Below are 14,849 nucleotides of genomic sequence, written 5' to 3' on the forward strand. Positions count from 1 at the left end.
CCAGACGCAGTCTTCGCTATAATCCGCGACCTGCCCACGCCGCAGGCTCGCCGAGCACATGTTTAGTCCGGTCCGGGCCGCCATTATCCCGGTCTACACAGGGCCTGAAAGGATCGCGCAATGTTTGAAAACTTAACCGACCGCCTCTCGCAGACGCTTCGCCATGTCACCGGCAAGGCCAAGCTGACCGAAGACAACATCAAAGACACCCTGCGCGAAGTGCGCATGGCGTTGCTCGAGGCCGACGTCGCCTTGCCGGTGGTCAAAGACTTCGTCAATTCGGTCAAGGAACGCGCCGTCGGCACCGAGGTGTCGCGCAGCCTGACGCCGGGCCAGGCCTTCGTGAAGATCGTCCAGGCCGAACTCGAAAGCCTGATGGGTGCCGCCAACGAAGACCTGAACCTGAGCGCCGTTCCGCCAGCGGTCATCCTGATGGCCGGTTTGCAGGGTGCGGGTAAAACCACCACCGCCGGCAAGCTCGCGCGCTTCCTTAAAGAGCGCAAGAAGAAATCGGTCATGGTCGTGTCGGCGGACGTTTACCGTCCGGCGGCGATCAAGCAGCTGGAAATGCTTGCGGGTGAAGTCGGCGTTACGTTCTTCCCGTCCGACCTGAGCCAGAAGCCGGTCGATATCGCACAAGCAGCTATTAAAGAAGCAAAACTCAAATTCATCGACGTGGTCATCGTCGACACCGCCGGTCGTCTGCACATCGATGAAGAGATGATGGGCGAGATCAAGGCGCTGCATGCCGCGATCAACCCGGTCGAAACCCTGTTCGTGGTTGACGCCATGACCGGCCAGGACGCGGCCAACACGGCCAAGGCGTTCGGCGATGCGTTGCCGCTGACCGGTGTGATCCTGACCAAGGTCGACGGCGACGCCCGTGGCGGTGCCGCGCTGTCGGTGCGTGCCATTACCGGCAAGCCGATCAAGTTCATCGGTATGGGCGAGAAGAGCGAAGCGCTCGATCCGTTTCACCCGGAGCGTATTGCCTCGCGCATCCTTGGCATGGGTGATGTGCTCAGTCTGATCGAGCAAGCGGAAGCGACCCTCGACAAGGACAAGGCCGACAAGCTGGCCAAGAAGCTGAAGAAGGGTAAGGGCTTCGACCTCGAAGACTTCCGTGATCAGCTGCAACAGATGAAAAACATGGGCGGCCTCGGCGGCCTCATGGACAAACTGCCGAACATGGGCGGTGTCAACCTGGCGCAAATGGGCAACGCCCAGACTGCGGCAGAGAAGCAATTCAAGCAGATGGAAGCCATCATCAATTCCATGACCCCGGCCGAGCGCCGTGACCCTGAGCTGATCAGCGGTTCGCGCAAACGTCGTATCGCCATGGGTTCCGGCACTCAGGTGCAGGACATCGGTCGCTTGATCAAGCAACACAAGCAAATGCAGAAGATGATGAAGAAATTCTCCGCGAAAGGCGGAATGGCCAAAATGATGCGCGGCATGGGCGGTATGTTGCCCGGCGGCGGCATGCCAAAAATGTAAAAAAATCGCGCAAGGGCACGCTCTTGCGCTACCCACACGGATGTGGGAGATCCAGCAAACCCGCACTTGGCGGGAGCTGACCGGCCGTTTTTACCGACGGCTCTATAGCAAATCTTGATGGCGACCGAAAGGCTGCCGGAAAAAGACATTTGCAAAAGTCCGGATATTCCTTAGAATATGCGGCCTTTCGGGCACCCATGCCCGCTGTGCCTTTAGATTTGCAGCACCGACTACAGGAACGATGTTCACATGCTAACAATCCGTCTTGCCCTTGGCGGCTCCAAAAAGCGCCCGTTTTACCACTTGACCGTAACCGACAGCCGCAACCCGCGCGACGGTTCGCACAAGGAACAGGTTGGTTTCTTCAACCCTGTTGCTCGTGGTCAAGAAGTTCGTCTGTCCGTGAACCAAGAGCGCGTAGCCTACTGGCTGAGCGTTGGTGCACAACCTTCTGAGCGCGTTGCTCAGTTGTTGAAGGAATCTGCTAAGGCTGCGGCCTGAGCAATATGAACGCGACGCCAGCTGTTGCTGATGATTTGATCGTTATCGGCAAGATTTACTCGGTTCACGGCGTTCGCGGCGAAGTGAAGGTGTACTCCTTTACTGATCCGATTAAGAACCTGCTGGAATACAAAACCTGGACGCTCAAGCGTGACGGCAATGTAAAGCAGGTAGAGCTGGTCAGCGGACGCGGGAATGACAAATTCCTGGTCGCAAAGCTCAAGGGTCTCGATGATCGTGAAGAAGCTCGTCTTCTGGCCGGTTATGAGATCTGCGTGCCGCGCAACCTGTTCCCTGAACTGACCGACGGCGAGTACTACTGGTACCAGCTGGAAGGTCTCAAGGTCATCGACACCCTCGGGCAACTGTTCGGGAAGATCGATCACCTGCTGGAGACCGGCTCGAATGATGTAATGGTGGTCAAGCCTTGCGCTGGCAGCCTGGATGATCGCGAACGCCTGTTGCCCTATACCGAGCAATGCGTGTTGGCCATCGACCTCGCCGCAGGTGAGATGAAGGTGGATTGGGACGCGGACTTCTAAGCGTGGCTAACTTGCGCGTAGAAGTGATCAGTTTGTTTCCCGAGATGTTCTCCGCCATCAGCGAGTACGGCATCACCAGTCGTGCGGTGAAACAGGGGCTCTTGCAGCTGACCTGTTGGAATCCGCGAGACTACACGACGGATCGACATCACACTGTGGATGATCGCCCATTTGGCGGTGGTCCGGGCATGGTGATGAAGATCAAGCCCCTGGAAGATGCTCTGGTTCAGGCCAAGGCAGTCGCCGGGGAGGGCGCGAAGGTGATTTACCTGTCGCCCCAAGGCCGCCAACTGAATCAGTCGGCGGTACGCGAGTTGGCGAATCTGGATGCATTGATCCTGATTGCCGGCCGCTATGAAGGCATTGACGAGCGATTTATTGAAGCTCATGTCGATGAAGAGTGGTCGATTGGCGACTATGTACTGTCTGGCGGCGAGCTGCCGGCGATGGTCCTGATCGATGCGGTTACACGACTGCTGCCTGGAGCTTTAGGGCATGCGGACTCCGCCGAGGAAGATTCCTTTACGGATGGTTTGCTGGATTGCCCGCACTACACCCGACCGGAGGTGTATGCGGATCAGCGTGTTCCCGACGTATTGCTAAGTGGCAATCACGCGCACATCCGGCGTTGGCGTTTACAGCAGTCCCTTGGTAGGACCTTTGAACGACGCGCCGATCTTCTGGAAAGCCGCTCGCTTTCTGGAGAAGAGAAGAAGCTGCTCGAGGAATACATCCGCGAGCGGGACGATAGTTAACAACGTATCGATGGTAGATCCGACGATTTACCTTAGGAGCACAGCATGACTAACAAAATCATCCTTGCACTCGAAGCAGAGCAGATGACCAAAGAGATCCCTACCTTTGCCCCGGGCGACACCATTGTCGTTCAGGTGAAAGTAAAGGAAGGCGACCGTTCGCGTCTGCAAGCGTTCGAAGGTGTTGTTATCGCCAAGCGTAACCGCGGCGTAAACAGTGCATTCACCGTTCGTAAAATCTCCAACGGTGTTGGCGTAGAGCGTACTTTCCAGACCTACAGCCCGCAAATCGACAGCATGGCCGTTAAACGTCGCGGTGACGTACGTAAAGCCAAGCTGTACTACCTGCGTGACCTGTCCGGTAAAGCAGCTCGCATCAAGGAAAAACTGGCTTAAGTCCAGCTTCCGATGCAAAAAAAAGCAGCCTGCGGGCTGCTTTTTTGTTGCCTGCAATTTATCCGCAGCAGGAACGGGCTTGCGCGCGAATCAGGCGACGCCGGTCTCAGGTTGAATCAACGCCACCAACGTCCATCCCGCTCCGGGCTTCAACCCGCTGTCCGACGTCGCCACATGCACCCACCCGCTGTCGTCACGGGCGAATAACACCATTGCCCGCTCTCCATGGAGTGCCTGGTATTCCACCCAGCCAAATCCCTCGGTCAGGTTCGTGCTGTACAGCTCCGAGCCCTGATGCAGCTGATTGGCCAAGTGGTTGTAGGTCAAGTCCTCGCTGCCAAGCAAACGCCCGCGATGCTCATGACTGGCGCGGTGCTTGTCGGAGCGTCGGCTTTCCTGGCCACTGGCCAGGCCAAACAGTCGCTGATGACCAAAGTCATGCCGGAAACGCATCGACGCGAGGGTGTTCAATTCGCCGGACGGTGACAGCGTCAACAAGTGTCCGAGGCCGACCAGGTCCAGATGGGCGTCGGCATGCTGGGAAGCCGGATTGCCGAAGTAGGTCGGTAATCCGTCCATGCGCGCCGCGCGAATATTCTCCCAACTCGAATCAGTCAGCAGCACCCGGCTTCCAAGTTGTTGCAGGGCTTTGCCGAGGATGCGTGCGGGGCCATTCGCACCGACGATCAGGAAACCGCTGGGCGCGGGCTCCGCGACTTTCAACAGGCGCGCCAGAGGGCGGGCAGTGGCACTTTGCAAAACCACCGTGCCGATGATCACGGCAAATGTCAGCGGCACCAACAGCAGGGCGCCTTCATGGCCGGCTTCGTCCAGGCGAATTGCAAAAATCGCCGAGACGGCTGCGGCGACTATCCCCCGTGGCGCAATCCACGCCAGCAGCGCTCGCTCACGCCAGCTCAGCTGTGATCCGGCCGTAGAGAGCAGCACATTCAATGGTCGGGCGATGAATTGAATGATCAGCAGCAGAATCAGCACCAGCGGTCCGAGACCGATCAACGCCGTCAGGTCCAGGCGCGCTGCCAGCAAAATGAACAGCCCGGAGATCAGCAGCACGCTGAGGTTTTCCTTGAAGTGCAGAATCTGCCGAACATCCACGCCCTTCATGTTCGCCAGCCACATGCCCATCAGCGTTACGGCCAGTAACCCGGATTCATGCATGACCTCGTTGGACACGATGAAAATGCCCAGTACCGCCGCCAGCGCTGCCAGGTTTTGCAAGTATTCGGGCAGCCACTGGCGTCGTATGAGGATGCCGAGCAGCCAGCCTCCAGCGCACCCGAACCCGCTGCCACACAGAATGACGCCGCCAAACGTGAGCAGGCTTTGACTCAACTCATCGCCTGAGGCCCGGGCGATGATGAAGCTGTAGACCACCACCGCCAGCAAGGCACCGATGGGGTCGATAACGATGCCTTCCCAGCGCAGGATGTTGGAAATCGAGGCTTTTGGCCTGACCACACGCAACATCGGCACGATGACAGTGGGGCCTGTGACCAGCGTCAGGCTGCCGAACAGGATTGCCAGTAGCCAGTCAAAGCCCAGCAACCAATGCGTCGCCACCGCGATCACCAGCCAGGTGGAAAGGGCGCCAATGGTTACCAGGCGATGAACCACGCTGCCGATCTCGCGCCACTCCGAGAGTTTCAGCGTCATGCTGCCTTCGAACAGAATCAGCGCCACCGCCAGGGACACCAATGGCATTAGCAGGGGGCCAAACATTTCCTGTGGATCGAGCAAGTGCAATACCGGACCGACCAATATGCCGGTCAACAACAGAAACAAAATCGCTGGCAACTTCAGGCGCCAGGCCAGCCATTGGCAAGCCAGCGCCCCCGCACCAATGCCACCAAATGCCAACAAAATCTGCTGTTCGCTCATTGCAGCTCCCTGTTCCTTGAAGTGGCGGGCTATGAAAGACTAGCGGCCGTTTCTACAGTCTTCCTGATTATTTACGCGTGGCTTCAAGGCTGCGCGTCTCGAGTGCCCATGCCTGCCATCGAACACCCATTGATTGATCAGTTCCTCGACGCCCTGTGGCTGGAGAAAGGTCTCTCCGATAACACTCGCGACGCCTATCGCAGCGATCTGGCCCTGTTCAACGGCTGGTTGCAGGAGAAGGGGCTGGAGCTGATCAACGCCGGTCGAGAGTTGATCCTCGATCACTTGGCCTGGCGCCTGGAGCAAAACTACAAACCCCGTTCAACCGCCCGATTTCTCTCTGGCGTGCGTGGCTTCTATCGCTATTTGCTGCGGGAAAAACTGATCGCCGTCGATCCGACGCTTCGCATCGACATGCCGCAACTGGGTAGGCCGTTGCCTAAGTCCCTGTCGGAAGCTGACGTTGAGGCGCTATTGAAGGCACCGGACTTGAGCGAGCCCATCGGCCAGCGTGATCGCGCCATGCTTGAGGTGCTGTATGCCTGCGGGTTGCGGGTGACCGAGTTGATCAGCCTGACGCTGGAACAGGTCAACCTGCGCCAGGGTGTGCTGCGAGTGATGGGCAAAGGCAGTAAGGAACGGCTGGTGCCAATGGGCGAGGAGGCGATTGTCTGGGTCGAGCGCTACCTGCGTGATGGCCGGGGCGAACTGCTCGGTGGACGTCCCAGCGACGTGATGTTCCCCAGTCAGCGCGGCGAGCAGATGACACGACAGACCTTTTGGCACCGCATCAAGCATCAGGCCAAGGTCGCGGGGATTGGCAAATCGTTGTCGCCGCACACGCTACGCCACGCGTTTGCCACGCACTTGCTTAACCACGGCGCCGACCTGCGGGTGGTGCAGATGCTTCTAGGGCACAGCGATCTGTCGACCACGCAGATCTATACTCACGTCGCCCGGGCGCGCTTGCAGGAATTGCACGCCAAACACCATCCGCGTGGCTGACTCAAATTTCCATGTAGGAGCTGCCGAAGGCTGCGATCTTTTGACTTGGATTTTTTAAGATCAAAAGATCGCAGCCTTCGGCAGCTCCTACATGAGTCTGTGTCGGTAACAAGATGTCTTGCGACAGGCGCATTCGGCCACGCCGGCCTTATGTGGTAGGCTTTGCCGGTTTGCACGATGGGCGGTTAAGACCCGGTGTTTCGGCACGGGCGTTCTGGCTGTCCCATTTGTCCGCCTTCAGGAGTTCTCATGCGTCTGACCCAGATTTTCGCCGCCGCCGCCATTGCGTTGGTCAGCACCTTTGCCGTCGCCGATGACGCGGCCGACAAAGCCATCCGTAAAAGCCTGGAAAGCCTCCAGCTCGAAGTGCCGGTAGAGAGCATCACCGCCAGCCCGCTGCCCGGCCTGTACGAAGTCAAACTCAAGGGCAGCCGCGTGCTGTACGCCAGCGCCGATGGCCAATACGTGGTGCAGGGCTACCTGTTCGATCTCAAGGACGGAAAGCCGGTCAACCTGACCGAAAAAACCGAACGCCTGGGCATCTCCAAGCTGATCAACGATATCCCGGTCGCTGAAACCGTCGTTTATCCGGCCATCGGTGAAACCAAATCGCACATCACCGTATTCACCGACACCACCTGCCCGTATTGCCACAAGCTGCATGCCGAAGTGCCTGAGCTGAACAAGCGCGGCATCGAAGTGCGTTACGTGGCGTTCCCGCGCCAGGGTTTGGGCTCGCCGGGTGACGAACAGTTGCAAGCGGTGTGGTGCTCGAAAGACAAGAAAGCAGCCATGGACAAAATGGTCGACGGCAAGGAAATCAAGGCCGCCAAGTGCGATAACCCAGTATCCAAGCAGTTTGCCCTCGGTCAGTCGATCGGCGTGAACGGCACACCGGCCATCGTTTTGGCCGACGGTCAGGTCATTCCGGGCTACCAGCCTGCGCCACAAGTCGCCAAACTGGCGCTGGGCGCGAAGTAAATTCGCATCGTCACGGTCAGCCTTTGACGATCATGGTCCGGTGGCAACATTTGCCGGGCCATTAATAGAGAACCGCGAGCACGCGGTTGTTTTCACGGCCGGCCTTGAGTCGGCCGTTTTATGGGGAGTTCACAGTGAAACCGGTCAAAGTAGGCATCTGTGGGTTAGGAACCGTCGGTGGCGGTACCTTCAACGTACTTCAGCGCAACGCCGAGGAAATTGCTCGTCGTGCCGGGCGTGGAATCGAAGTGGCACAAATTGCCATGCGCACGCCAAAGCCTCAGTTCCAAACGACCGGTATTGCGATTACCAACGATGTCTTCGAAGTGGCCACGAACCCTGAGATCGACATCGTCATAGAGCTGATGGGCGGCTACACCGTTGCCCGCGAGCTGGTACTCAAGGCCATCGAGAATGGCAAGCATGTGGTCACCGCGAACAAGGCGTTGATCGCCGTTCACGGTAACGAAATTTTCGCCAAGGCTCGCGAAAAGGGCGTGATTGTTGCGTTCGAAGCCGCCGTGGCGGGTGGCATTCCAGTCATCAAGGCGATCCGCGAAGGCCTGTCCGCCAACCGCATTAACTGGGTGGCCGGCATCATCAACGGCACCGGTAACTTCATCCTTACCGAAATGCGCGAGAAGGGTCGCACCTTCGAAGACGTACTGGCTGAGGCTCAAGCCCTGGGTTACGCCGAAGCCGATCCGACCTTCGACGTCGAAGGCATCGACGCGGCGCACAAGCTGACGATCCTGGCGTCCATCGCGTTCGGCATTCCGTTGCAGTTCGACAAGGCCTACACCGAAGGCATCACCAAGCTGACCACCGCAGACGTGAATTACGCCGAGGCGCTGGGCTATCGCATCAAGCACCTGGGCGTGGCGCGCAGCACCGCGGCCGGTATTGAACTGCGCGTACACCCGACGCTGATCCCGGCCGATCGCCTGATCGCCAACGTCAACGGCGTGATGAACGCGGTGATGGTCAACGGTGATGCGGCCGGTTCGACGCTGTTCTACGGCGCCGGTGCCGGCATGGAGCCAACCGCTTCGTCGGTCATCGCCGACCTGGTGGACGTGGTTCGCGCCATGACGTCCGACCCGGAAAACCGCGTACCGCACCTGGCCTTCCAGCCAGATTCGCTGTCGGCTCACCCGATCCTGCCGATCGAAGCCTGCGAAAGCGCGTACTACCTGCGCATTCAGGCCAAGGACCACCCCGGCGTGCTGGCTCAAGTGGCGAGCATCCTGTCGGAGCGCGGCATCAACATTGAATCGATCATGCAGAAAGAAGCTGAAGAGCATGACGGTCTGGTGCCAATGATCCTGCTGACCCATCGCGTGCTGGAACAGCACATGAATGACGCGATCGCCGCGCTGGAAGCCTTGGCGGGCGTGGTCGGTCCGGTTGTACGAATCCGCGTCGAACACTTGAACTAAGTCAATTTGTTCACCGGGTCCGTGATCGGGCCCGGATTTGCGAACACTGTTTTATTGGAGCCAGTCATGCGCTATATCAGTACCCGCGGCCAGGCACCGGCCCTGAATTTCGAAGACGTCCTGCTGGCAGGTCTAGCCACTGACGGCGGTCTGTACGTCCCGGAAAACCTGCCACGTTTTACCCAGGAAGAGATCGCCTCATGGGCCGGCTTGCCGTATCACGAACTGGCCTTCCGCGTGATGCGCCCGTTTGTCACCGGCAGTATTCCGGACGCCGATTTCAAAAAGATTCTTGAAGAAACCTACGGCGTATTCGCCCACAGTTCTGTTGCACCGTTGCGCCAGTTGAATGGCAATGAATGGGTGCTGGAGCTGTTTCACGGCCCGACCCTGGCGTTCAAGGATTTCGCCCTGCAACTGCTTGGTCGCCTGCTCGATTACGTGCTGGAAAAGCGCGGCGAGCGCGTAGTGATTGTCGGCGCCACTTCCGGCGACACTGGCTCGGCTGCCATCGAAGGCTGCAAGCACTGCGAAAACGTCGACATCTTCATCCTGCACCCGCACAACCGCGTATCCGAAGTGCAGCGTCGCCAGATGACCACCATTTTCGGTGAGAACATCCACAACATCGCCATCGAAGGCAACTTCGATGACTGCCAGGAAATGGTCAAGAACAGCTTCGCTGACCAGAGCTTCCTCAAGGGTACGCGCCTGGTGGCGGTGAACTCGATCAACTGGGCGCGGATCATGGCCCAGATCGTCTACTACTTCCATGCAGCCCTGCAGTTGGGCGGCCCGGCGCGTTCGGTGTCGTTCTCGGTGCCGACTGGCAACTTCGGCGACATCTTCGCCGGTTACCTGGCGCGCAACATGGGCCTCCCGATCAACCAGTTGATCGTCGCCACCAACCGCAATGACATCCTGCACCGCTTCATGAGCGGCAATCAGTACGTCAAGGAAACCTTGCACGCCACGCTGTCGCCGTCGATGGACATCATGGTGTCGTCGAACTTCGAGCGCCTGCTGTTCGACCTGCACGGTCGCAACGGTGCGGCTATCGCCGGCTTGATGGACAGCTTCAAGCAGGGAGGCGGTTTCAGCGTCGAGCAAGAGCGCTGGACTGAAGCACGCAAACTGTTCGACTCGCTGGCCGTGGATGATGCGCAAACCTGCGAAACCATCGCTGAAGTCTACGAGCAGACCGGTGAAGTGCTGGACCCGCATACCGCCATTGGGGTCAAGGCTGCGCGCGAATGCCGTCGTAGCCTGGATATTCCAATGGTGATCCTGGGCACAGCGCATCCAGTGAAATTCCCGGACGCCGTGGAAAAAGCCGGTGTAGGAAAAGCGCTCGAACTCCCCGCACATCTTTCTGATTTGTTTGAGCGAGATGAACGTTGCACCGTGTTGCCGAATGACCTGAAGGCTGTGCAAGCCTTTGTCAGCCAGCATGGCAACCGTGGTAAGCCTTTGTAACCGGCAAAAGCTGTCACACATTGAAGCCCGTCTCATGACGGGCTTCTTCGTTTCTGCATGCCACACTTGTCGGGAAGAGTCGCCCATGAAGGACGGGCGAGCTGATCACCAAGGAAGTGGCAATGCAGTTTTTCACAAGGTTAAGGCCAGCCTCCTGCTGGCTGTTTCTGCTAGGTGTCCTGGGTTTTACCCCGTGGGTACTGGCGGCGCACGCGGTGGCTCATGAGCCCGGTAAGGCCGTCGCGGATGTAAAGATCACGCTGGATGCTCGGGAGTTGAAGTGGATTGCCGAGCACCCGCTAGTCATCGTCGCATCGCTGGAATATCCGCGGTACCTGTTCAAGGACGAGCATGGCCATTGGAGTGGCTTGAACAGGGATGTGCTTGATCGCATCAGCGCCATGACAGGGTTGCAGTTTGTTCATGCCGAATCGTTTTCCACCGAACAGATGCTTGAGCGCCTGGAGCGTGGTGAGGCGGACATGAGCACGACGTTGGCGATGAATGAAGATCGTAAGGCCTTTCTGGACTTCAGCCATGCGTTTGGTGGTGCCGGCTGGGTCTTCGTTGGCCGGGCCGGCGCTGCAAAGGTGCAATCGTTGCAGCAGTTGGCGAAGCGGGTACTGGTGTTGCCGACCCGCCACGCCCTGGAGCCCATGATTCGCCGCGACTACCCGGCCATCGAGTTGCGCTCGGTGAAAACCTATGCCGAGGCCCGAGCCTTGGTCGAAAGCGGTGAGGCCTTTGCCACCATCGAAAACGAAATCGGCGCTCGGCTCTTTCCCTCGGGTCAGCTTCAAGTGGGGCACATCGTCGAGGGCAAGTGGGACCCGGACTACCTGGCGGTGCGTAAAGGTCAGCCGCAGTTGTTGAGCATCCTCAACAAGGCGCTGGAGGCGTTTCCCCCTGCCGAACTGCGCGCCATTCGCCTGAAATGGCTCAATGGGGTAACCACGGCGCCAGAGCTCACTGTGTGGCACCGCATTACCCCGTGGGGTTGCCGGGCGTTGTTGGTCGCCGGCGTATTCGGGCTGCTGTCCTTACTCTGGAACCGCCGGTTGGCCTTGTTGGTTCGGCAACGGCTGGAGGCTGAAAAAAGTCTCAGTGATCAACTCGCTTTCCAGCATGCGTTGATGGATGCCATGCCTGATCCGATGTTCGTTCGTGATCTGCAAGGGCGTTTGATCATGTGCAACAAAAGTTACGAGGAGAGCTTGTCCACCCGATTTGATCAGGTGCAGGGGCGGCAATTGATCGAGCTGGATGTGCTGCCCAAAGCGACCGCCGAGTTGTTGCACGGCGAATTCATGGCCCAGTTGGGAACGCGCAAGATGCGCTTCAGCGACCGGCAACTGCTGTTCAACAACGGTCTGAGGGATATCTACCAGTGGACCGTGCCGTTCTACAGTGCGGACGGCCAGCTGCGCGGTTTGCTTGGGGGCTGGACCGAGAGAAGGGCAGCGTATCCGACCGACGTGACGTGACTGTTTTTTCTCTGTCATCTTTGCCGTGCATGCTCCATCGTTCAGAGACGCAGATTCATCTGCAGCTGTAATCCAGAACTTTCTTCTCGGGCCAGCGGTCATTTACTGTAGGGATGCCCCAGGCACTTCGTTTTCGGACTATTGAGTGGTGATCGAGATGGAAAGTATCAGTCTCTTGCTCGGTGAGGCTCTGAGCCCGTACCAGGTGACGTTGACCCCGTCAGGCATTCGTGGCGAATGCCGGGTGACATTGAAGAATACGAACGGTGCTGTCGTGGTTGATCGTGAGTTCAATCAGGCGCAGTTAACCGATAAGCGTTTGCTCACGGATGTGGTCGACGGTTTGCATCGCGATGTGCTGATCGCAGAAGGGCGCCTGGAGCCCTGTGTCATTGCGGCGTTGCGCAATGCCGCCCAGGACAAGCTGCTGGCCAGCCGAAATTGAATTGGTTTTTGTGGGAACCTTCCTGCGCCAAGGTCAGTCAGACCTTTTAACAGCAGGATCAAGCATTGTGCTCCGGTGCTTGTCGCTTGCTGCTACGGGTCTTTATGTAGGCCACGTTTAACCCCGAGTCGTCTCCCCACTTCTCGGGGTTTCTTTTTGCCTCGAGATTTGTCAGTGCCCGGCCTGCTGCTCAAAAAACGCTCTGGACGCTTCGAGGTATTCACTGCGACTTTCCGGGTCAAGCCAGGCGGCATAGCCCTCGCTCAAATGATCGCGGGGCAGGTTGTGCAGCAGTTGGTTGATCTCGATGATCGCCTGGCGACCCTGCGGGGTATTGGTGCAGCCGATATAGCCGGACAAATATTTGCCCGTGCCGCGAATCGGATAGAACTGCAATTCATCCTCGGCGATTCCTTGCAGTTGGGCCTGGTAGCGAATCTCCGGACGGTAGCCCAACAACAGGCGCAAGCGCCCCCGACGTTGCATTTGCAACAGGCTGCCCAAGGCATCGTTGCCATAGTGGAGCGTCAGTGCTTTAGGCGGCGCCTGTTTGAGCAGTGCATCGAGAAACTCGCCGTAATTGCGCTCGGCAATAATTCCCAGGGTGATGTTGCCGGAAGCCAGCAGGGCCGCGAGGTCTACCTCGCCGTCCTTGATGAAAGGCGTCAGCGTGTCCCGATCAATACGTCGCACAGCCAAGCCATTGCTCATGGCGCGAAAGACCGGAACGGAAAACGCGATCCAGCCTTCGCGCTCTTTGCTCCAGTTCAACGCCGCATCGCAGGTTAGGGAGGATTCACGGAGCATTTGCAGCCCGCGAGCACGATTGACCTTCATCACGCTGTGCTGGTACTGCGGCATACCGGCAACCAATTGCGTTAACAGTTGATCGATAACGCCTTGACCCTTTTTCGGTCCTTCGAAAATAAACAGCGGCGGAAGATCGCGCTTCAGCCAGGCCAGGGTTTCCTTGGCTTGCGCCAACATCGGCGAGGCCAGCCCCGTGAGCAACAGCATACCCGCCAATGCATACAACGCCCGCCCGTTGCGCAACAGGCAGTGTTTGATGAACCGCGCGAGCAGACGCTTCAGCTCAGATGGCTCCGTCTTTGCGCAGTTGTGTGATCTGCGACGCGTCATAGCCAAGTTCCTGGAGTACCTGTGCGTTGTGCTCACCCAGTTGCGGCCCGACCCATTCACAATCACCGGGTGTCTCAGAGAGTTTCGGCACAATCCCCGGCATCTTGAAGTCTTTACCGTCCGGCAGCTTGGCCTGTAGGAACATTTCCCTTGCCAGGTACTGAGGATCGCTGAACATATCTTCGGCACTGAAGATCCGGCTGGCCGGAACGTCAGCTTGATTCAAGCGTTCGAGCACAGTGTCCAGCGGCAGCGAATTGACCCAGCGATCGATCACCCCGTAAATCTCGTCGCGTCGGCTGTCACGGCCATCGTTACTGGCCAGCGCCGGGTCGGTGGCCAGGTCTTCACGGCCGATGATCAGCATGAAGCGTTTGAAGATCGCGTCGCCATTGGCGCCGATCTGCACATGTTTGCCATCGGCGCTGGTGTGGATCGAAGACGGGGTAATGCCTGGCATGATGTTGCCGGTGCGTTCGCGAATGAACCCGAACACATCGAACTCCGGAACCATGCTTTCCATCATGGCGAAGATCGCTTCATACAGCGCCACATCCACTACCTGGCCCTGACCACCGTTGACCTCGCGGTGACGCAGGGCCATCAGCGCACCGATCACGCCCCAGAGCGCGGCAATCGAGTCGCCGATGGAAATGCCGGTGCGCACCGGTGGGCGGTCCTCGAAACCAGTGATGTAGCGCAGGCCGCCCATGGATTCACCCACCGCACCAAATCCTGGCTGATCTTTCATCGGACCGGTCTGCCCGAAGCCAGAGAGCCGCACCATCACCAGTTTCGGATTGAGTTCGTGCAGGACTTCCCAGCCCAGGCCGAGTTTTTCCAGCACGCCGGGGCGGAAGTTCTCGATCAGGATGTCTGCTTCACTCAGCAGTTTTTTCAGAATTGCCAGGCCGTCCGGATGTTTGAGGTTCAGGGTCAGGGACTTTTTGTTGCGTGCCTGAACAAACCACCACAGCGAAGTGCCCTCATACAATTTGCGCCATTTGCGCAGCGGGTCGCCGCCATCCGGTGATTCGATCTTGACCACGTCGGCACCAAATTCAGCACAGATGCGCGAGGCAAACGGGCCGGCAATCAAGGTGCCCAATTCAATGACTTTCAGACCGGACAGCGGTTTGGCGGAGAGCGGCATAGGGATCCTGTAGGACAAAAGGCTGAGCGAATACAGCGTTTTAACATAGCCGACTGTCAGGCGCTCAAGGTAGATCGCCTTCAATTCGATGATTGCCTGCCGCATCGGTTAGACTTGCCGACTTTCCTCGTATCAA

At 58.3% G+C, this 14,849-nt stretch carries 14 protein-coding genes; 11 read left to right on the top strand and 3 right to left on the bottom strand.

What is annotated here, in order from left to right; translation table 11 throughout:
- Nucleotides 1-120 precede the first annotated feature (120 nt).
- The 5 genes from ffh to rplS all read left to right on the top strand — a co-directional run bounded on the left by ffh (nucleotide 121) and on the right by rplS (nucleotide 3,691).
- Entirely contained in the window at nucleotides 121-1,497 is a 1,377-nt protein-coding gene (gene ffh / locus KUF73_RS19495; RefSeq protein WP_218439686.1) for a signal recognition particle protein, read from the top strand.
- A 249-nt stretch (nucleotides 1,498-1,746) separates the two neighbouring features.
- Nucleotides 1,747-1,998 (top strand): 30S ribosomal protein S16, encoded by a 252-nt coding sequence (rpsP, locus tag KUF73_RS19500; RefSeq protein ID WP_003198088.1) that lies wholly within the window; start codon nucleotides 1,747-1,749, stop codon nucleotides 1,996-1,998.
- A gap of 5 nt (nucleotides 1,999-2,003) precedes the next feature.
- Nucleotides 2,004-2,540 (top strand): ribosome maturation factor RimM, encoded by a 537-nt coding sequence (gene rimM, locus KUF73_RS19505; protein ID WP_053155094.1) that lies wholly within the window; start codon nucleotides 2,004-2,006, stop codon nucleotides 2,538-2,540.
- Nucleotides 2,541-2,542: 2 nt separating this feature from the next.
- Nucleotides 2,543-3,295: a tRNA (guanosine(37)-N1)-methyltransferase TrmD gene (gene trmD, locus KUF73_RS19510; protein WP_218439687.1), complete on the top strand. Its 753-nt coding sequence runs from the start codon at nucleotides 2,543-2,545 to the stop codon at nucleotides 3,293-3,295.
- A gap of 45 nt (nucleotides 3,296-3,340) precedes the next feature.
- Nucleotides 3,341-3,691 (top strand): 50S ribosomal protein L19, encoded by a 351-nt coding sequence (gene rplS, locus KUF73_RS19515; protein WP_003175895.1) that lies wholly within the window; start codon nucleotides 3,341-3,343, stop codon nucleotides 3,689-3,691.
- 90 nt (nucleotides 3,692-3,781) lie between these two features.
- Here the strand turns inward: rplS and KUF73_RS19520 are convergent, their stop codons facing one another.
- Complete coding sequence (locus tag KUF73_RS19520; protein ID WP_218439688.1) at nucleotides 3,782-5,590, bottom strand: sodium:proton antiporter; 1,809 nt, start codon at nucleotides 5,588-5,590, stop codon at nucleotides 3,782-3,784.
- A gap of 108 nt (nucleotides 5,591-5,698) precedes the next feature.
- Here KUF73_RS19520 and xerD point away from each other — a divergent pair, with 108 nt between their 5' ends.
- The 6 genes from xerD (at nucleotide 5,699) to KUF73_RS19550 (ending at nucleotide 12,420) form a co-directional block, all read left to right on the top strand.
- Nucleotides 5,699-6,595 (top strand): site-specific tyrosine recombinase XerD, encoded by an 897-nt coding sequence (gene xerD, locus KUF73_RS19525; RefSeq protein ID WP_218439689.1) that lies wholly within the window; start codon nucleotides 5,699-5,701, stop codon nucleotides 6,593-6,595.
- A gap of 249 nt (nucleotides 6,596-6,844) precedes the next feature.
- Nucleotides 6,845-7,576, top strand: a complete 732-nt coding sequence (gene dsbC, locus KUF73_RS19530) for a bifunctional protein-disulfide isomerase/oxidoreductase DsbC (protein WP_218439690.1) — start codon at nucleotides 6,845-6,847, stop codon at nucleotides 7,574-7,576.
- Between the two features lie 134 nt (nucleotides 7,577-7,710).
- A complete protein-coding gene (locus tag KUF73_RS19535; protein WP_218439691.1) occupies nucleotides 7,711-9,015 on the top strand; it encodes a homoserine dehydrogenase in 1,305 nt (434 codons plus the stop codon).
- Nucleotides 9,016-9,081: 66 nt separating this feature from the next.
- A complete protein-coding gene (gene thrC, locus KUF73_RS19540) occupies nucleotides 9,082-10,491 on the top strand; it encodes a threonine synthase (RefSeq protein WP_218439692.1) in 1,410 nt (469 codons plus the stop codon).
- A gap of 122 nt (nucleotides 10,492-10,613) precedes the next feature.
- The gene (locus tag KUF73_RS19545; protein ID WP_218439693.1) at nucleotides 10,614-11,975 is read left to right on the top strand and encodes a transporter substrate-binding domain-containing protein; all 1,362 of its coding nucleotides are present in this window, start codon (nucleotides 10,614-10,616) and stop codon (nucleotides 11,973-11,975) included.
- A 157-nt stretch (nucleotides 11,976-12,132) separates the two neighbouring features.
- Nucleotides 12,133-12,420, top strand: coding sequence for a DUF3509 domain-containing protein (locus KUF73_RS19550; RefSeq protein ID WP_218439694.1), 288 nt, complete (start codon nucleotides 12,133-12,135; stop codon nucleotides 12,418-12,420).
- A 171-nt stretch (nucleotides 12,421-12,591) separates the two neighbouring features.
- Here the strand turns inward: KUF73_RS19550 and KUF73_RS19555 are convergent, their stop codons facing one another.
- Both KUF73_RS19555 and KUF73_RS19560 read right to left on the bottom strand, forming a co-directional pair.
- Complete coding sequence (locus KUF73_RS19555; protein ID WP_218439695.1) at nucleotides 12,592-13,560, bottom strand: TIGR02285 family protein; 969 nt, start codon at nucleotides 13,558-13,560, stop codon at nucleotides 12,592-12,594.
- Nucleotides 13,514-14,713, bottom strand: coding sequence for a CaiB/BaiF CoA-transferase family protein (locus KUF73_RS19560; RefSeq protein ID WP_218439696.1), 1,200 nt, complete (start codon nucleotides 14,711-14,713; stop codon nucleotides 13,514-13,516). Before KUF73_RS19560 ends, KUF73_RS19555 begins: the two co-directional genes overlap by 47 nt.
- Between the last annotated feature and the right edge of the window lie 136 nt (nucleotides 14,714-14,849).

This window comes from Pseudomonas sp. PD9R (assembly GCF_019200975.1).
In the GTDB taxonomy this organism is placed as follows: domain Bacteria; phylum Pseudomonadota; class Gammaproteobacteria; order Pseudomonadales; family Pseudomonadaceae; genus Aquipseudomonas.